Source organism: Streptomyces sp. NTH33 (genome assembly GCF_003236365.1).
Lineage (GTDB): Bacteria > Actinomycetota > Actinomycetes > Streptomycetales > Streptomycetaceae > Streptomyces.
In genome coordinates, this window is the sequence record NZ_POTZ01000101.1 from 1 (window position 1) to 18409 (window position 18409).

An 18409-nucleotide genomic window follows, 5' to 3' on the forward strand; every position below is an offset into this window, starting at 1 on the left:
CTCCTACCCTGTTCGCGTAAGGTCACGCTCATCTACCCCCGGCGACCCGTGGTGCATCCGTGATCCGATTCGACAATGTCTCCAAGGTCTACCCCAAGCAGACCCGCCCAGCCCTCAGGGATGTCTCCCTGGAAGTGGAGAAGGGCGAGTTCGTGTTCCTCGTGGGGTCCTCCGGCTCCGGAAAGTCCACCTTCCTGCGGCTGATCCTCCGCGAGGAGCGGTGCAGCCACGGCCAGGTGCACGTCCTGGGCAAGGACCTCGCACGCGTCTCCAACTGGAAGGTGCCGCAGATCCGCCGCCAGCTGGGAACGGTGTTCCAGGACTTCCGCCTCCTGCCGAACAAGACGGTCGCCGAGAACGTCGCCTTCGCGCAGGAGGTCATCGGCAAGTCCAAGGGCGAGATCCGCAAGTCCGTGCCGCAGGTGCTCGACCTCGTCGGGCTCGGCGGCAAGGAGGGCCGCATGCCGGGCGAGCTGTCCGGTGGTGAGCAGCAGCGCGTCGCCATCGCGCGCGCCTTCGTCAACCGGCCCCTGCTGCTCATCTGCGACGAGCCCACCGGCAACCTCGACCCGCAGACCTCCGTCGGCATCATGAAGCTGCTCGACCGCATCAACCGGACGGGCACCACCGTGGTGATGGCGACCCACGACCAGAACATCGTGGACCAGATGCGCAAGCGCGTCATCGAGCTGGAGAAGGGCCGCCTCGTCCGCGACCAGGCACGCGGCGTCTACGGCTACCAGCACTGAGCGAAGTCCACGACGGAAAGGCTTGACCAGACGCCATGCGCGCCCAGTTCGTCCTGTCGGAGATCAGTGTGGGTCTCCGCCGCAACCTGACGATGACCTTCGCCGTCATCGTCTCCGTCGCCCTGTCGCTGGCCCTGTTCGGCGGGTCGCTCCTGATGAGCGACCAGGTCAACCAGATGAAGGGCTACTGGTACGACAAGATCAACGTCTCGATCTTCCTCTGCAACAAGAGCAACGCCCAGAACGACCCCAACTGTGCCAAGGGCGCGGTCACCGAGGACCAGAAGAAGACGATCCTCGCCGACCTGGACAAGATGCCGGTGGTCCAGAAGGTCACCTACGAGTCGCAGGACGAGGCGTACAAGCACTACAAGACGCAGTTCGGCGACTCCCCGCTGGCCAGCACCATCACACCGGACCTGATGCAGGAGTCGTACCGGATCAAGCTGAAGAACCCGGAGCAGTACAAGGTCATCGCGAGCGCCTTCAACGGCCGCGACGGCGTGCAGTCCGTGCAGGACCAGAAGGGCATCCTGGACAACCTCTTCGGACTGCTGAACGGCATGAACTGGGCCGCGCGCGCGGTGATGGCGCTGATGCTCGTCGTGGCGCTGATGCTGATCGTCAACACCGTGCGCGTGTCGGCGTTCAGCCGCCGGCGTGAGACCGGGATCATGCGCCTGGTCGGTGCCTCCGGCTTCTACATCCAGGCACCGTTCATCATGGAGGCGGCGGTCGCCGGACTGATCGGCGGCACGGTCGCCTGCGGATTCCTGGTGCTCGCGCGGTACTTCATCATCGACCACGGTCTCGCCCTGTCGCAGAAGCTGAACCTGATCAACTTCATCGGCTGGGACGCGGTCCTGACGAAGCTGCCGCTCATCCTCGCGACGAGTCTGCTGATGCCCGCGTTGGCGGCGTTCTTCGCGCTGCGCAAGTACCTGAAGGTGTGACGCACGCCAAGGAGACCGTACGGCCAACCGGCCGTACGGTCCCGGGGGGGTGTCCTAGACTCACCGCCATGTCAGGTCGTGACCTGTTCTGTCAGCCCCGCCGCGGCCGTGCCGGGGCCGCCCTGGCAGCCGCCTTCGTCGGTGTGCTCGTAACCGGTGCGGCGACGGGCTCCCTGCCGGGCCGCGCCGACCGGAAGTCCGAGGCGGAGCATGCGGGTTCGGCCGCCCTCACCGCGGGCGGCCGGCACGAGGAGGTGAGCCGGGCGGCGGCCGAGGCCATGGCCGACGGCACGTCCCCCCTGAAGGCCGCCGAACGCGCCGTCAGCCGCAGCGGCGACCGCTGGGGCGCCGTTTACTCCCACCGCGAGTACGAGGAGTTCCAGGAGGCCCTGGACGGCCAGTACACCGGCGTCGGCCTGTGCGCGCGGCGCGAGCGGGACGGCCGTATCGAGGTCACGAAGGTGCGGGCGGGCTCACCCGCGGCCGCCGCCGGAATCCGCGCGGGCGACCGGCTGCGCAGCATCGACGCCGAGAAGGTGGACGGCCTGCCGGTCACCGAGGTCGTCTCCCTGTTGCGCGGCGACGCCGAGGGCGCGCACGCCGGCACCGCCGTCACCCTGGGCCTGCAGCGCGGCACGCGCGCGTGGAGCGCGACACTGCACCGGGCCCGCCTGTCCACGGACCCGGTCACGGTACGGCGGCCGGCCGACCGCGTGACCGTGATCAGGATCGCCGCCTTCACCAAGGGCGTGGGCGACGAGGTCCGTACCGCCGTACGGCACTCCCCGCCCGCCTCCGGGATCATCCTGGACCTGCGCGGCAACTCCGGCGGTCTGGTCGCCGAGGCCGTCACCACCGCCTCCGCCTTCCTCGACGGCGGCCCGGTCGCCACCTACGACGTCGACGGCGAGCAGCGCGCCCTGCACGCCGACCCCGGCGGCGACACCACCAGACCCCTGGTCGCGCTCGTCGACGGCGGCACGATGAGCGCGGCCGAGTTGCTCACCGGCGCCCTGCAGGACCGCGGCCGCGCGGTCGTCGTGGGCTCGCGCACCTTCGGCAAGGGCTCGGTGCAGATGCCGAGCCGGCTGCCCGACGGCTCCGTCGCCGAGCTCACGGTCGGGCACTACCGCACCCCCGGCGGCCACGGCGTGGACGGCCGGGGCATCACCCCGGACCTGGACGCGGACAGCGACGCGATGCGGCGCGCGCGGACGGTCCTGACGGGCCTGGGCGACTCGTCCTGAGGCTGCTCTTATGCGCTTCCCACGCACCCCCTCCGTAGTGCGAAAATGGACTGCACTATGGCTAAGGAAAAAGGGCGCAAGCTGATCGCGCAGAACAAGAAGGCGCGGCACGACTACCACATCATCGACACCTACGAGGCCGGTCTGGTGCTCATGGGGACAGAGGTGAAGTCGCTGCGCCAGGGGCGGGCCTCGCTGGTCGACGGCTTCGTGCAGCTGGACGGACACGAGGCGTGGCTGCACAACGTGCACGTGCCCGAGTACAGCCAGGGCACCTGGACCAACCACAGCGCCCGCCGCAAGCGGAAGCTGCTGCTGCACCGCGCGGAGATCGACAAGCTGGAGTCGAAGTCCCAGGAGACGGGCCACACGATCGTGCCGCTCGCTCTGTACTTCAAGGACGGCCGGGCCAAGGTCGAGATCGCGCTGGCGAAGGGCAAGAAGGAGTACGACAAGCGGCAGACCCTCCGCGAGAAGCAGGACCGCCGCGAGACCGACCGCGCGGTGGCGGCGGCACGGCGCCGGCAGCGGGCGTAGCACGGGGCTCGCGCCCCGGGAATACGCTGGCACGGACGCACGTTGGTCACGTACGATGGCACTGCACCGCGAGGCCGGTGCGCGTGACCCCTCCTGGAGGGGTTTGAAAAATCAACATGGGGATGATCGGTTTCGACAGCGGCTGTCGAAGCAGGGGAAGCGTGTCGAGGAAGCGGCCATGATCTCGTAAACCACAGGCCGAAAAAAATAATCGCCAACACCAAGCGCGATTCCTCCCAGCAGGCCTTCGCCCTCGCTGCCTGATAGGCAGCGCGAGCGAGCCTCCTACTAAAGGGAGTGTCAGCCCGGGGATGTTCCCGACCCGGATCCTGGCATCGACTAGGGGACTAAACCTTGATCCCGGTCACGGGGTGAAGAGGGAAACCAAACAGTGACTGAGCCCGTCGGAGACTTGTCCGCGTGATCTCCGGGGCCGAGAAAAGCGAAGCGGACTGCACACGGAGAAGCCCTGGTTCCGCACCGTTGGACGCGGGTTCGATTCCCGCCATCTCCACTCATCCCATGTGGGCAAGGCCCCGTCGCTTCCGAGCGGCGGGGCCTTTCTCGTCGTGCGCCGGGTCGGCACGTCAGGTGCGGTCAGTCAGTCGCGAGGACCGTCGTGGACGTTGTGCTGGCTCAGTTCCACCGCGAACCGGGCCGCCGTCACGAAATCGGCGTCGTCATGGAGGACGACGAGCCCGTGGTGGGCCGCCGTCGCACAGATCTGGAGGTCGACGACGGACAGAGTCCTGTGTGCCCCTTGATCCGCCGCCCGTTGCTGAAGAGCACCGATCCACAGGCACGCGCTCTTGGGCACGGGGACGTCGTCGTAGAGATCGGCGAACATGTCGCTGAACGCCCTGTACTCCTTGGCATCGCGCGCGGACCGAAGGAACTCGGCCCGCTGTGGGCAGCACGAGAGCACGTAGCCGTCAGCGACCACCGGACGCCATGCTTCATGCAGGTTGCGGTTCCGGAGCAGGCGCCACAACGCCGACGAGTCGAGCAGGTAGCGCATCACCGACGTGCCGTGTCCTTGTCCGCTCGATGTGACTCTTCGGCCCCTTCGACGTCCCAGCCCCGGGCCATCTCGAAGTACTTGTCATAGGCGGCGTCGCGAGCCAGACGCTTGTTGTACACCTCAAGCGCCGCCGCGACGGCAGCCGTCTTGGTACGGTGCCCGCCCAGGCGCTTCGCCGTGTCCAGGGCTTCGTCGTCGATATCGATGTGGGTGAGTGACACCGGGCCCTCCCGGATGTACATAACAGCTCATCAAGCAGGGTCACTATTGTACATCGTGCTATGCGGGCAGGGCTCCGATGCCAAGGAAATCCGGCTGTAACCCACCGAGTCCGGTGCCAACGTGGCGCCGGCCAAGGCGGTTCGGAGTCATCTGCACGACACGGTCGGCCGTTTGACGTCGGCCGTCTGACGACGTCGTCGCGGACATCTGCGCGCCGCACCTACACGCTGGACAAGCGCTCCCACCGCACCGCGGTCACCAGCACCTCGGGAGCCGCGGGCTCCGAGACCGTGGCGGGCCTGACCCTGATGGGCTCTCGCCTGCACAACCCCGCGACGGGCCGCTTCCCGAGCCCGGATCCGGTGCAAGGCGGCAACGTCAACCCGTACGCCTACCCGGCCGACCCGGTCAACGCCATGGTCTCCGGCGTCCTGGGCTTCGCTGCATACTGGTGGACCGACCGCGGCGGCCACGGACACACCACCGAAGGCGCCGTAAGGCGACCATCGTGGGTGACTGAAACTCGGAGACAAGATCTTTCGGGGCTGCAGTGACCGCGCCTCCATCAAGGCGTGGGGCAAGTTCCGGAAAACTATGAGGGGTCAAGGCCCCACCGGTCCGGTTCACCCCTCACACGGGAGGCGGGAATTCCACTCATATTCAGCTATTGGCTCGCGGTCATACGCCGTGCTGCCGTGGGCCTTGCCGCAATCGTCGTTCTCTGCGGTGGTGCCATGGCCGGTGTGATGATCTGGGACGACGCGACCGCCTGGGCGGCCGCGCTGCTCCAGGGGACGCTTTTCGGCCTCGCGGTGGGCGCTGTCGTGGCCGTCGCGGGCGCCACATCGAACACGTGGCAGGCCGCGCGTGCGGCCTCGCGTCATGGTCTGACGCTGTCCGTCGAGGCCATCGCCCTGCCCTGTACCGCGGAGATCCGCGTACCGATACGTCCCGGCACCACCGCCTACCAGCTCACCGACAGCGTGCTGCACGCTCTCAAGCGGCTCCCGGCCCCCGAAATCGACAGGGTCACGGAGTTCACACACGGTCGGCTCACTGTCATCTGCAGGAAATCGCTGAGCCTCCCGGTGAGGTTCTGCATCTTCATCACCACGGACCGGGACACCGCGACCGTGGCGATGGACGCCCGCCCCACGGCCACCTGGAAACTCATGGACGACGGCGCCAGTTGGAGCGTGCTCAAGGCTTTCGAGCCGCATGTCTGCAAGGCCGTCCACGACGAGGCGGGCGGCACGAGCGCGATGTGAGCACGGCCCCTGCGGGTCTGCCCAAGCCCGGTGCGGAGAAACGCGGAATGGCCCGGTGGTGCCACCGCCTCCTCGAACTGCTCGCTCCATGACAGCAGCAGCGGTCTTGGTCAGGGGCGATGGGCCGGGTGATCAAAGTGCTGGTGGTCGAGGACCACGCCGTCGTGCGGTCCGGACTGGTGACGCTGCTCTCGGCCGAGCTGGGGATGCGGGTCGTCGGCGAGGCCGCCGACGGCGAGGCCGCGCTGGCCGAGGCCGAGCTGCTCCGGCCCGATGTGATTCTCCTCGACATCGACCTGCCCGTCCTGGACGACATCGCCGTCGCCGTCCGCCCTCACACCATCCATGTCCGTGACTCGAAACTCGGGGACCGAAGCCCCCGTTTCGCGGTGCCCGCCGACACCTGGAGCGCGTTCCTCGCATACGCCGCCCGCGATGCCTGAGCCCCGGGGGCGGAGGGCGGCCGCGTCAGCCCAGCGGCAGGACCGCCGTCACGGAGAACTCATGGTCCTCCAGCCCGGCATGCAGTGTTCCGCCGAGTGCGACGACCCGGCCCCTGAGCCCGGCGAGGCCCGTGCCGCGGCGCCCGGCCGTCGGGGCGGGGGGCGGTGCCGATCCGGCGGCGACACCGTCGTTGCGGACGGTCAGCCGGACATCGTCCGCGCCGGCGCGGAGTTCGATCTCGCAGAACTCGGCACGGCTGTGTTCGAGCACGTTGGCCACCGCTTCATGGAGCACCGACCGCAGACACTCAGCCGTCACGTCGTTCAGTTCGAGACGCGGCGGCAGCGAGGCGTGAACCCCTGTCCCGGAAGTGGTCAGCAGCTGTTGCACATGGGCGAACTCGTCGGCCAGCGAGCGGGGCGCCTCGGGGACGCTGATGCGCCGCACGTCCTCCTGTGCCCGCCGGGCCAACTCGACGACCTCGGTGAGTGCTGTCCGGGCGGATGCGGCGAGAGCCTCCGCCCGCAGGGTGTGCTCCGCCCGCACCACGATGGCCATCAGCGACGAGCCCACCAGATCGTGCAGGTCCTGGCGCATCCGCGCTCGGGCACGCTGCTCGGCGAGCCGGGCCGTCTGCTCCTTGCTGCCGTGCAACCGGGAGGAGAGCAGAGCGAGATGGACGACCGCGAAGACAGTGCTCGCCGTGATCGCCGTACTGAGCAGAACGGCCAGGGAACCGCGACTGCTGTCGACCACGCCCGCGTGGATGAGCAGTGGTCCGCTGGCGACGACGGTCAGAGCGGCAGGAACGGAGTGGGTGGGAGGCAGAGTGAGCAGTACGGCCCCGGCGAGGAAGCCGAGCAGAGTGAACCACCGGTGTTGGAAGACCACCAAAGGTACGTAGGTGAGCACAGCCTGCACCAGCAGCAGGCCCCACCTCCAGCGGTACGGCAGTCGGTAGGGCGGGGGTGCGTATTGGCCGAGCAGAACAGCGGGCGTCAGCACCAACACGGTCAGACCGGCGGCAACAGTGCGCTTGTGGAACGGTGAAGCGGCGACATCGAGCGCCACCAGTCCCAGTGAGCCGACCACCAGCACGACCAACGCGCCTAACGCGACCCGCGCTCCCGGCGGAGCCGTCAAGCCGCTCACTGCCCCGCTCCGCATCTTCGCCCCGTTCCTACCTTGATTATCTTCCGTCGATTATGGCCCGGCCCAAGTGGCGATCGGAGCTGCTTGAGAGTCACATAGAGCTCTGAACTGCGCTTTCGGCCACTTCACAAGGTCTCCGCAACTCGTGAATTCTTCACTTCTTCGGCTGTGGCATCCCTGTTTTGATCACGACTGCCCCATGTCCACGACAGCAAAGGGTTACTGAACGTGTCAAAACGAATACGCCCCACCGGCGAGTGGGAGGGGGCGGCCGTCGCCTTGCAGAGACGTAGACGGCTGCTGCCCCGGATCGCGGCCCTGACCGCGATGGTGCTTGCGGCGGAGACGGCGGTAGTGGTCGCCAACACCGGCCAGGCGGTGGCACTCAACCGCGGGAAGATCCAGCAGGCAGTCGGCAAGAGTACGCCCAAGGGCCCCGACACCGCCGCGGACATCCCCTCCGCGAGGGTTGCGGCCCGGCTGTACGGCGAGCGGGTCGAGGCGCTGTCCGAGCGCACCGAGACTTCGACGACCTGGGTGAACAAGGACGGTTCGCTCACCACGGAGCTCACCGCCGGGCCCGTGCGGTTCACGGACGAGGCCACGGGGCAGTGGCGCGAGGTCGACCTGGACCTCGTCCAGGGCGCCGACGGGACCGTCGAGCCCAAAGCCCACCCGGGCGGGCTGCGCCTGTCCGGCAGGTCCGGGACGCCGGCGAAGTCGCTGAAGGCCGCTCGGCAGGCCGAGGCCACCGACCTGGTGACCTTGGGCGAGGGTGATCAGAAGATCACCCTGCAGTGGAAGGGCGGCCTGCCGAAGCCGAAGCTGGACGGCACCCGGGCGGAGTACGTCAACGCCGTCCCCGGCGCGGACGTGGTCGTGGAGGCCACCCGGACCGGGTTCGAGCAGTACGTCGAGCTCAAGCAGCGTCCCGAAACCGGTGACGCGGGCAGCTACTCCTACACGCTGCCGCTGAAGGCCAAGGGCCTGAAGGCGAAGCAACTCGCCGACGGCAGCCTGCTGTTCACCGACAAGAAGAACAAGAAGCGGGCCGTCATGCCCGCGCCGGTGATGTGGGACGCCACCGTCGACGAGCGCTCCGGTGAGCACACCCGCAAGTCCAGGGTCGGCATGAAGGTGGTCCAGAAGGGCGCCTCCGTCGACCTGGTGATCACCCCGGACGCCGGCTTCCTCACCGACCCGGACACCAAGTACCCGGTCACCATCGACCCGTCCACCTCCTCGCTGTCCAACGTCTTCGACACCTACGTGCAGCAGGGTGAGACCGTCGACTGGTCCACCGACACCGAGCTGGACTGGGGCAACCCGGGCACCAAGAACGCCGACGGCACCCCGCGCACCGCGGAGACCTTCATCTCCTGGAACACCACGCCCATCCAGGACGCGCTGGTGCTGGACGCGAAGCTGTCGCTGTACAACTTCCACTCGGGCAACACCGACTGCAAGGCGTACCCGTGGGAGGTGTGGTCCTCCCCCGCCGCCTCCACCTCCAGCCGGTGGACCAACCGCCCGAAGATGACGGCGATGAAGGCCACCTCCACCGAGACCCGCGGCAACCCCTCGTGCACCGGCACCCAGCCCAAGGGCTGGATCAACGCCGACATCACCACGCTGGTGCAGGACTGGGCCTCGGCCAAGACCACCCGCGGCCACATGGGCATCCGCGCCGCCAGCGAGTCGGTGGTGGCCCAGTGGAAGCGGGTCAACTCCGCCAACGCCGCCTCCAACCCGCCGAAGCTGACGGTGAACTATAACTACCGTCCTAAGACCGGCACCGACCAGCAGGCCGGTCCGCCGTTCTTCAAGGACACCGACGGCATCTGGTACGTCAACACCACCACCCCGACCCTGCGGGACACCTTCACCGACGCCAACAACGACAAGGTCGACGGCACCTTCCAGATCTTCGACAACGCCACCGGTACCCAGGTCGGCAATGTCCTGGTCTCCCCGTTCGTGCCCTCTGGGAAGCCGGCCTCGGTGACCGTGCCGTCCGGACTCCTGGCCAACGGCAAGACCTACAAGTTCCGCACGAGCCCCTACGACGGGATGCACTACAACCTGGGCTGGTCCCCCTACGCCGTCTTCACCGTCGACACCACCCCGCCGTCCGCCCCGGCCTCGGTGACCTCGACCGACTACCCGAGCACCCAGTGGGTCAAGGGCGCGGGCCAGGCCGGGAAGTTCACGGTCACCCCACCGAGCGGGGACCAGAACGGCATCGAGTGGTCGCTGGACGGGGTCACCTGGACCAAGGTCTCCACCAAGGGCTCCACCAGCCCGGTGACCATCACCGTCACCCCCGCCAAGGCCGGCACCAACACCCTGCAGGTGCGTGCGACCGACCGGGCCGAGAACAAGTCCGAGGCCGTCTCGTACGTCTTCCACGTCGGTCCGGGCGGCGTCACGCTGCCGGACGACGGCACCCGCACCGCCGCCCGCGTGCCGCTGGCGGCCGAGGCGGACGGCGCCAAGTACAGCGCGGTGACCTTCTCCTGGCGCCGCGGCGAAGGCGACACCTGGGCGCCGATCCCGGCCGCCCAGGTCAGCAACGCCGGGACGCCGCTCACCTCCTGGCCGGTATCCCTCGCCTCGGGTAAGAGCCCGCAGCTGACCTGGAACGCCACCTCCACCGTCGACCCCGACGGCGCCATCCAACTACGCGCCGACTTCACCGGCACCGGCGACGCCACCTCCTCCGAGCCGATCGACGTCGTGGTGGACCGGAACGCCGACGGCGCCGCAACTGAGAACGTTGGGCCCGGTTCCCTCAACCTGCTGACCGGCGACTTCCGGCTGTCGGCCTCCGACGCATCCTTCTTCGGCATGACGGCCTCCCGCACTGCCTCCTCCCGCACACCTGACGCGGCAACGAAACAGGAGGGGCAGGCATCGATCTTCGGCAAGGAGTGGCTGTCGGGCATGGTCGCGGAAGCGGCGTCTTCCGACTACACCGAGATCCGCAAGACCTCGGCCACTTCCCTCGACGTCGTCACAGCGGGCGGAGCGACGATCAAGTTCACCTCGAACGCCGCGAAGAACGGCTGGATCCCCGAGCCCGGCGCCGAGCGTCTCACTCTCAAGGGGTCGCTCACCTCCGGCGACTTCACCCTGTCCGACACCGACGGCACCGTGACCACCTTCTCGAAGGTCGGCTCCGGGGCCACGTGGACGGTGTCTAGTTCGCTGACCGACGGCCTGGCCAACTCCACCACCAAGGTCGTCTCCGAGTCCGTCACCAGCGGCGGCAAGACGCTGGCCCGCCCCAAGCGCATCATCGCCTCTACCACCGCCACCACCCTGGCCGCCTGTGAGGCCGCCCCGTCGACCAAGGGCTGCCGGGTGCTGGAGTTCACCTACGCCACCACCACGACCGGGACCGCCACCACGTTCGGTGACTACGCCGATCAGGTGAGCCAGATCAGGCTGTGGGCCACCGCCCCCGGTGCGGCCTCGGCCACCGCGACGGCCGTGGCCCAGTACGCCTACGACAACCAGGGCCGCCTGCGCCAGGAGTGGGACCCGCGCATAAGCCCCGCGCTGAAGACCACCTACACCTACGACAGCGCCGGACGCATCACCACGCTCACCCCGCCCGGGGGGCTGCCGTGGACGTTCGCCTACGGCAAGGCCGGCTCCAGCCCCGCGGCGGGCGACGGCATGCTGCTGTCCGCCTCCCGGCCCACCCTCACTCCCGGCAGCGCCAGCCAGACCAACGGCACCGCCACCACGACCGTCGTCTACAGCGTCCCGCTCACCGGATCCACCGCACCCGAGAACCTCAGCGCAGCCAAGACCGCCGGCTGGGGCCAGACGGACCTGCCCACCGACGGCACCGCCGTCTTCCCCGCCGACCAGATCCCCACGTCCAACACCGGCACGAGCCTGACCGCCGATAGCTACACCCGCGCCACCGTCCACTACCTCGACGCCTCCGGCCGCGAGGTCAACACCGCCGCCCCCGGCCACCGCGTCACGGTCACCGAGTACGACCGGTTCGGCAACACCGTCCGCACCCTGACCGCCGCCAACCGCGAACTCGCACTGGGCACCACCACCGCCCAGAAGACCCAGCTCACCGACCTGGGCATCAACGCCCTGTCCAGCGCCGAGCGGGCGCAGCTGCTGTCCAGCACCAGCGTGTACAGCGAGGACGGGCAGCGGGAGACCGACAACTACGGGCCGCTCCACGAAATCGCCCTGGCAGCCGCCGTCAAGAGCGGCACCACCACGCTGGCCGCGGCCAGCACCCGGGTGATGGCCCGCCAGCACACCGCCAAGAAGTACGACGAGGGCCGTCCCACCGACGGCACTGCCAACGTCAGGAATCAGGTCACCACCACCTCCGTGGGCGCCCAGCCGCGCGCCTGGCCCGACCTGCTGGTGGACACCCGGCAGAGCCAGACCGTCTACGACTGGGCCTTGGGTCTGCCCCTTAAGGCCATTCAGGACAGCGGTGGCCTGGCACTGACCACCACCACCGCCTACGACAGCCAGGGCCGGGAGATCAAGACCACGCTTCCCGCGTCCAACGGTACCGATGCCGGTACGACCATCACCAGCTACTGGACGGCTGATGGCACCGGGGCCTGCGCCGGGCGGCCCGAGTGGGCCGACTCCGTGTGCCAGACCGGTCCGGCGGCGGCCATCACCGGCGGCGGCTCCAACCCCACCCAACTTCCCACCAGGACCACCCAGTACGACTTGTGGGGCAACCCCGCGACGATCAGCGAGACTGCCAACAGCGTCACTCGCACGAACGCGACGACGTTCGACGCCGCCGGACGTCCGCAGACCGTGACGGTCACCGGGGGCCTGGGCACCGCCCTATCGGCCGTCACCACCTCCTACGACCCGGCCAGCGGTCAGCCGGTCAAGCAGACCTCTACCGCCGGCGGCACCATCACCCAGGCGTACGACCAGCTCGGCCGCCTGATGTCCTACACGGACGCCGACGGCGGGGTCACCACCACCCAGTACGACGCGCTGAACCGGCCGACCAAGGTCACCGACAGCGTGCCATCCACCACCACCTACACCTACGACACCGCCATCGAACCCCGCGGGCTGACCACGTCGATGACCGACTCGGTCGCCGGCACCTTCACCGCCCGCTACGACGCCGACGGGTCTCTCACTACGCAGACCCTGCCCGGGGGCTACACCATGGCCGATGACCAGGACCCGGCCGGCACTGCGACGGCCCGCACCTACACCCGCACCTCCGACGGCACGGTGCTGGTCGCCGACAACGTCACCACGACCGTGCACGGCCAGTGGGCCACGCACACCGGCACCCCCGGCGTCACCGCCTCCCAGGCCTACACCTACGACGGGGCAGGCCGTCTGACCCAGGTGCAGGACACCACCCCGGACGCGGTGTGCACCACCCGCACCTACACCTTTGACAAGAACACCAACCGCAAGACCCTCGCCACCGCCGTGGCTGGCGTCGGTCTGGACTGCACCACCAGCGGAGCAACCACCGCCAGCAACACCTACGACACCGCCGACCGGCTGGTGAACAGCGGCTACACCTACGACGCCTTCGGGCGCACCACCGCCGCCCCCGGCACGACCCTCGCCTACTACGCCAACGACCTCGTCCGCCAGCAGACCGCCGGCACCCAGCGGCAGACCTGGACCCTCGACTCGGCCCTGCGCTTCCGCAGCTGGACCGCCGAGACCAACAACGCCGGCACCTGGACCCAGACCGCCTCCAAGCTCAACCACTACGACACCGACAACGACAACCCCCGATGGATCGTCGAGGACACCGCCACCGGGGCCCTCACTCGCAACATCGGCGGCCTAGACGGCAACCTCGCCGCCACCACCGCCAAGACCGGCGGCACTGTGCTCCAGCTCGCCAACCTGCACGGCGACATCACCTTGCAACTGCCCGCCGACACCTCGGTGGCACCGACCGTCCTCGACTACGACGAGTACGGAAACCCGCGCGTCGACCAGTCGAACGCCCGTTACGGCTGGCTCGGCGGCAAGCAGCGCTCCACCGAGACCGTCACCGGCCTCACCCTCATGGGCGTCCGCCTCTACAGCCCCACCCTCGGACGCTTTCTGTCCGTGGACCCAGTTCGCTGGGGTAGCGCCAACGCCTACGACTACGCCTGCCAGGACCCCATCAACTCAGTCGACCTGACGGGGTTGTACCGGATCTACAAGTCAAAGCCATACATTCACGTCCTTGTGAGCCCAGCGGATCAGCGCGCCATCGCTCAGGGTTACATCTGGGGCCTTGCTGGAGCAATTGGAGCCATGTCTGGGGGCGGCGCAATCATCGCTGGTATCGCTGCTGGTATAATCAGCTCATACGTCGGCGACAACTGGCACCCCCGGACGCGATGGCTGGTCTTCAAATACGGCGCCACCCGACGCTTCGGATTTCTTTATCCCGTCCCGTATATCAAACTCATCCACGCCTGGTATTGGTGAGCGCCGGTGATTTCTATCGTGCAACGCGTGGGACTCATTGTGGTCGCCGCGCTGTGTGGAGCGCTCCTGCAGGGGTTCATCGTCAGTCGAAGCATGCCTTCCCGACGAGCAGTCCTGTTGTGCCTCTGTGGGGGCCTGATGGTGGGCATAGTGGCAGAATTGTCCAGGTATCTGCGTGGCCGATAGGGCCTCTTGTGTGTCGCTTCACGGTCGCAATGAGCCTTTTCAGCCCAGCCTGACCGCGAGGTCCTCGTTGCAGATGGTCGGCAGCACGGCATGACGAAGCTCCCGGCAGACGGGTTGTTCACCAAGATCAACTGCGTCGGCCGGGAGCTTCGCGTCTGTCCCCACTTCTATGCGACACCCCGCGGGTTCGTCCTGGCTTTCATCTCCCGTTGCCGCAGGTCAGCCCAGCAGACGGGAGCGATGGATCCACATAGATCATGATGGACCTTCGGGATTCCTGAAGGACCATCATGATCCTGACGCAGACAGGCCCCGAGCAGCATCAGCCTACGAGCCGCTCAGCCGACGCACACTCAAGGAAGCGCCCACCTTATGAAGGGAGGTCCACAAAGATAGAAACGAGCCCGGGCCAGCCGTCGAAACAGGGTGCTCTGGGAATCTTGACGCTCCCTCGCAGAAAGTGATCGTCTTTGCTCTGGCTTTGACGGCGACGTCCTCAATCCGCCGGAGGGGCCGCAGAGTCCTCTGGGCAGCGCTTGCTTTGGTGTTGCTGGCAGTTGGCGGATGGCTGATCAACTACCGCCTGACCTAACACCCGTTCGCCTGGTGGGAGGTTCCAGCTCGCATGAGCTTCTGCGGGCGCGAGTACGAGCCGGACGGCCACAGCAAGGCTCTGCTCAAGGGCGACGGCGCCGTCACCCTTCTTCTGCAACGCAACAACTTGCCCGCGACGTACCGCTCCACGGTTGCGCTGGGACACCCCGGGGGCCTCCGCGGCCGCCTTGGTGCCCTTGAGCTGCTTGACCAGGTACTTCATCTGCGCCTGGGCGCTCTGCGGGATGCGGCGGGTGAACGCCCCTTCCAGCGCGGTGCCCACGAATGGGGCGCCGCAGAGCGCCAAGCGTACGTCAACGACCTCGAGGCGACGCAGCGCTCGGTTCACGCCGTAGCCACCCGAGCACGCCCCCGGGTGGACTTGGAGCCAGGAGACCTGAGTCGGCTTCGTACGGCACGCACAAGGGCCGCCCGGGGGAAACCGGGCGGCCCTTGTCTGAGGTCTGAACCCTGGGGTATGGCCTGCCCACTTTCGTGGGCTACCAGGGACGATTCCAGGGTCTTCGCCGCCCAGTGTACCTACGATTGCCTCACCATGCACAGCACGTCGCCCAACAGCATCGAGCCGCCCGACGGCAAGGCCGTCATCGAGCTGATCAGCCCCGACCGGCTGAACCCCTACCTGACCGCCTGCGCTGGTGACTCCACCGCCGCGCTCGCGCTGTACCGGTGGAACAGCGACCTCGCCGCGGCGTTCTTCGAACCGCTCGGGCACCTGGAGATCATGCTGCGCAACGCGCTGGACGCACGGCTCGTTGCCCGCCAGCAGCGCCGGGGCCGCACCACCGAGTGGTACATCGACCGGCAGGTCCCCCTCAGCGGCAAGGCCCGCGGCGACATCGCCCAGGCCCAAGAGCGCGCTGGGCGGGGCGATGCTGCGACCACGCCGCGCGGGAAGGTCATCGCGGAGCTGAGCTTCGGCTTCTGGCGCTTTCTGCTGGCCCGCCAGTACAAGACCAACCTGTGGCCCGACCTCGCGGACGCCTTCCCCTACGCCCCCAACCGTGCCCTGCCCACGGTGGAAGACCCGGTCAAGCGGCTGCACAAGTTCCGCAACCGCATCGCTCACCACGAGGGGATCTGGCACCTGCCCCTCGAAGCCCGCCGGGACGACATCCAGACCGTGCTCGGCTTCATAGCACCGGGTGGGAATCGCCGCCGACCTCGCTGGAGTCGGCTGCGGCGTGATCTCCATGGGACTGGCCGGCACGGCCTGTGCCGTGGCCGCCGGCGCGATCGCCGGTGGGGCCGCCAAGAAGCTGGGCAATCGCAAGGCCTCATGGGGTTCGGTCGGACGCGCGGCCATTTACGGCGCCGGAGTCGGATCGGCCGGATGGGGGATCAGTGCGGGAGTGCGGTACGGGGCCGGCCGGGCCCTGGTCCGACGGGCCCCGCGCGGCGGCCGACACGCCTTGAGCCGCGTTTCGCACCGCAAATCACGGTCGTGGCGTTGGTGACCACCCACTGATGTAGGAGATTTACGCTAGCGGAACTGGCCGCCCGAGCGGGCGGCCAGTTCCGGGAACAGGGATCTACGTGGCGAATCAAACAAAGCAAACATCGCGGGCGCTTTTCTGGTCCGGCGTCATCGTTTTTGCACTGGGCATCACGGCAGCCGCTCTGTACGGGCACAAGGACGGCGAGCGACTGTTTTTCTGCTCGGCGATCATTCTGGCGGTTGCCTGGCTGTTTGAGCGGAGGTCGGATGGCTGACCACTCGGGGCGCTTGGGCAAGGCATTCCGGGCGATCGACCGCGCTCTGGGGGGTACGCAACCCCCGGACAGGCCACAGCGGTTCGCCGCACGACATCCTCTGGTGCTCGGCCTCCTCGCCGGTCTTGCCTCTTTCCTGTTCGGCCTGGTCGTTTCCGACCACGACAGCGGGATGTCCCTGGTCCCGATTTCACTCTTCGGGATCGCGATGGGAGGTATTTTCGCGGCGACCGGCTACGGGGAGCGGAAGCGCCAAGCCCGGCTGGAGCGAGCGCAGTCATGACGACCATCGTCGACGTCGGCCCCGTCTGAACGGAAAATCCCAGATCAGCCGGGCGGGAGGTACGCACTCCTGTCACCGGTCGTGTGGCCGGTCCTGAGGTCCAAGGGGACGGAGCGACACCGGCCACGCTGAGGACCGGACAGTCCGTGACCCGTCAGTGGCGTGCGAGGCTCATCGCCCAAGCGCTGCCGGCGGGCTTCGGAGTCCGGCGGGCGCTCGGTGGCCGAAACGGCCCCCTGGTACTCACAGCTCCCCGTCCACCGCGCTTGTCGGCCCCGCATAATTGATCAGTGATCAACGTGCTGGTGGTCGAGGACCACGCGGTCGTGCGGTCCGGGCTGGTGGCGTTGCTCTCGGGCGAGCTGGGGATGCGGGTCGTCGGCCAGGCCGCCGACGGCGAGGCCGCACTGGTCGAGGCCGAGCTGCTCCGGCCCGATGTGATTCTCCTCGACATCGACCTGCCCGTCATGGACGGCATCGCCGTCGCCACCGCGCTCGCCGAACAACTGCCTGACTGTCGCATCCTGGTGCTCACGGCGCTGGACCGGCCCGGACATCTGAGGCGTGCGATGAGCGCGGGAGCCTCCGGCTATCTCCTCAAGAGCGCGACCCCCGCCGAGACCGCGGACGCGATTCGCCGGGTCGCGGCGGGCGGGCGAGTGATCGACCCGCGGATGCGGGACGACCGGATCGACGAGGTCAGCCCTCTGACCGAGCGGGAGGCCGAGGTGTTGCGGCTGGCGTCCTCGGGTGCGCATGCCCGCGAGATCGCCGCCGATCTCTTCCTGAGTGTGGGCACGGTGCGCAACCGGCTCTCGTCCGCCGTCGGCAAGCTCCACGCGCGCACCCTCGTCGACGCCGTCCGTATCGCCGAACACCACGGCTGGCTGTAGGACATCGGTTCTCGCGGTTCCGATGCGGGCGAGGCCGGCCCACGGCAGCGAGTGCGGGCGCGAGTGGGCGGGAGGCTCGTGGGTCCGTTGCCGGGGTCCGGCGTTGTTGCGCGCCGAGGTGCCTGGGACCATCGCTGCGGAAGCAGTCGAGGGGGGCACATGTCCACGTTCTTTTTGGTCATCGGCCTGGTGGTGGGGCTGGTTCTTGGCGTGATGGGGGTGCTGACTCTCGTGACGGATCGCGTCGCGGCTCCCTGGCTGCGCAGTGGCGTGGGTCGCCCCCGCGTGTGGGGTGCCGGCGCGCTGTTGGTAGGGGGAGCGGTCGCGGCCGCGCGCGTACTGCCCTTCGAGGTCGACGTGCCGCTCATGCTCGCCGGTGCTGTTCTGATGGTGCTGGCCCAACTCCCGAAGCGCCAGGAGAAGCGGCAGACCCAGTAGCGGAACGCGTCGGACGCCGGCAGCCGATGAGCGCTGCGCTGTGCCGGCGAACCACCGCAGTCCGGCGCGACCCGGCACCACGGAGCCAAACGCCTGTCATGGGGCGAGACATCGGGAGAAAGTGACCTCCAAGTACGTGAAGATCTCACTTCCCGGGTCCCCCGCCGGGTGATGGGATCAGAGTCGGCCGATTTGCGCCTGCTGACCACAGGGC

At 68.2% G+C, this 18409-nt stretch carries 17 protein-coding genes and 1 other RNA gene; 14 read left to right on the plus strand and 4 right to left on the minus strand.

The window, feature by feature from the left end:
- The first annotated feature begins 59 nt into the window (after positions 1 to 59).
- From ftsE to ssrA, 5 genes are all read left to right on the plus strand, one after another.
- The gene (ftsE, locus tag C1I97_RS12995; protein WP_111003368.1) at positions 60 to 749 is read left to right on the plus strand and encodes a cell division ATP-binding protein FtsE; all 690 of its coding nucleotides are present in this window, start codon (positions 60 to 62) and stop codon (positions 747 to 749) included.
- A gap of 35 nt (positions 750 to 784) precedes the next feature.
- Positions 785 to 1702: a permease-like cell division protein FtsX gene (gene ftsX, locus C1I97_RS13000; protein ID WP_111003369.1), complete on the plus strand. Its 918-nt coding sequence runs from the start codon at positions 785 to 787 to the stop codon at positions 1700 to 1702.
- Positions 1703 to 1770: 68 nt separating this feature from the next.
- Entirely contained in the window at positions 1771 to 2949 is a 1179-nt protein-coding gene (locus C1I97_RS13005) for a S41 family peptidase (RefSeq protein WP_111003370.1), read from the plus strand.
- Between the two features lie 57 nt (positions 2950 to 3006).
- The gene (gene smpB / locus C1I97_RS13010; RefSeq protein WP_111003371.1) at positions 3007 to 3486 is read left to right on the plus strand and encodes an SsrA-binding protein SmpB; all 480 of its coding nucleotides are present in this window, start codon (positions 3007 to 3009) and stop codon (positions 3484 to 3486) included.
- 118 nt (positions 3487 to 3604) lie between these two features.
- Positions 3605 to 4003, plus strand: a transfer-messenger RNA (tmRNA) gene (ssrA, locus tag C1I97_RS13015).
- An 84-nt stretch (positions 4004 to 4087) separates the two neighbouring features.
- Here ssrA and C1I97_RS13020 read toward each other — a convergent pair.
- Both C1I97_RS13020 and C1I97_RS13025 read right to left on the minus strand, forming a co-directional pair.
- On the minus strand, positions 4088 to 4504 hold the full coding sequence (locus C1I97_RS13020) for a PIN domain-containing protein (protein ID WP_220040821.1): 417 nt from the start codon (positions 4502 to 4504) through the stop codon (positions 4088 to 4090).
- Positions 4504 to 4749, minus strand: a complete 246-nt coding sequence (locus tag C1I97_RS13025) for a type II toxin-antitoxin system VapB family antitoxin (protein ID WP_258382546.1) — start codon at positions 4747 to 4749, stop codon at positions 4504 to 4506. Before C1I97_RS13025 ends, C1I97_RS13020 begins: the two co-directional genes overlap by 1 nt.
- 39 nt (positions 4750 to 4788) lie before the next feature.
- Here C1I97_RS13025 and C1I97_RS42695 point away from each other — a divergent pair, with 39 nt between their 5' ends.
- From C1I97_RS42695 to C1I97_RS13040, 3 genes are all read left to right on the plus strand, one after another.
- Entirely contained in the window at positions 4789 to 5283 is a 495-nt protein-coding gene (locus C1I97_RS42695; protein ID WP_111003373.1) for an RHS repeat-associated core domain-containing protein, read from the plus strand.
- Between the two features lie 180 nt (positions 5284 to 5463).
- Positions 5464 to 5997 carry a hypothetical protein gene (locus C1I97_RS13035; protein ID WP_111003374.1) on the plus strand — a complete coding sequence of 178 codons (534 nt, stop codon included), beginning with the start codon at positions 5464 to 5466 and terminating at the stop codon, positions 5995 to 5997.
- Between the two features lie 128 nt (positions 5998 to 6125).
- Entirely contained in the window at positions 6126 to 6440 is a 315-nt protein-coding gene (locus C1I97_RS13040; RefSeq protein ID WP_258382547.1) for a response regulator, read from the plus strand.
- A gap of 25 nt (positions 6441 to 6465) precedes the next feature.
- Here the strand turns inward: C1I97_RS13040 and C1I97_RS13045 are convergent, their stop codons facing one another.
- Complete coding sequence (locus C1I97_RS13045) at positions 6466 to 7593, minus strand: sensor histidine kinase (protein ID WP_258382548.1); 1128 nt, start codon at positions 7591 to 7593, stop codon at positions 6466 to 6468.
- A gap of 327 nt (positions 7594 to 7920) precedes the next feature.
- Between C1I97_RS13045 and C1I97_RS13050 the strand changes: the two genes are divergently transcribed.
- Positions 7921 to 14067 (plus strand): DNRLRE domain-containing protein, encoded by a 6147-nt coding sequence (locus C1I97_RS13050; RefSeq protein WP_111003377.1) that lies wholly within the window; start codon positions 7921 to 7923, stop codon positions 14065 to 14067.
- Between the two features lie 682 nt (positions 14068 to 14749).
- Here C1I97_RS13050 and C1I97_RS41405 read toward each other — a convergent pair.
- Positions 14750 to 15196, minus strand: coding sequence for a hypothetical protein (locus tag C1I97_RS41405; RefSeq protein WP_258382550.1), 447 nt, complete (start codon positions 15194 to 15196; stop codon positions 14750 to 14752).
- A 207-nt stretch (positions 15197 to 15403) separates the two neighbouring features.
- On the opposite strand from C1I97_RS41405, the gene C1I97_RS13060 reads away from it, so the two are divergent.
- The 5 genes from C1I97_RS13060 (at position 15404) to C1I97_RS13075 (ending at position 18195) form a co-directional block, all read left to right on the plus strand.
- Complete coding sequence (locus C1I97_RS13060) at positions 15404 to 16336, plus strand: hypothetical protein (RefSeq protein WP_258382549.1); 933 nt, start codon at positions 15404 to 15406, stop codon at positions 16334 to 16336.
- Between the two features lie 68 nt (positions 16337 to 16404).
- A complete protein-coding gene (locus C1I97_RS39870) occupies positions 16405 to 16581 on the plus strand; it encodes a hypothetical protein (RefSeq protein ID WP_181446705.1) in 177 nt (58 codons plus the stop codon).
- Entirely contained in the window at positions 16574 to 16864 is a 291-nt protein-coding gene (locus tag C1I97_RS13065; protein ID WP_111003378.1) for a hypothetical protein, read from the plus strand. Before C1I97_RS39870 ends, C1I97_RS13065 begins: the two co-directional genes overlap by 8 nt.
- A 290-nt stretch (positions 16865 to 17154) precedes the next feature.
- Positions 17155 to 17757: a response regulator transcription factor gene (locus C1I97_RS13070; protein ID WP_111003379.1), complete on the plus strand. Its 603-nt coding sequence runs from the start codon at positions 17155 to 17157 to the stop codon at positions 17755 to 17757.
- A 159-nt stretch (positions 17758 to 17916) separates the two neighbouring features.
- Positions 17917 to 18195, plus strand: a complete 279-nt coding sequence (locus C1I97_RS13075) for a hypothetical protein (protein WP_111003380.1) — start codon at positions 17917 to 17919, stop codon at positions 18193 to 18195.
- Positions 18196 to 18409: the final 214 nt, after the last annotated feature.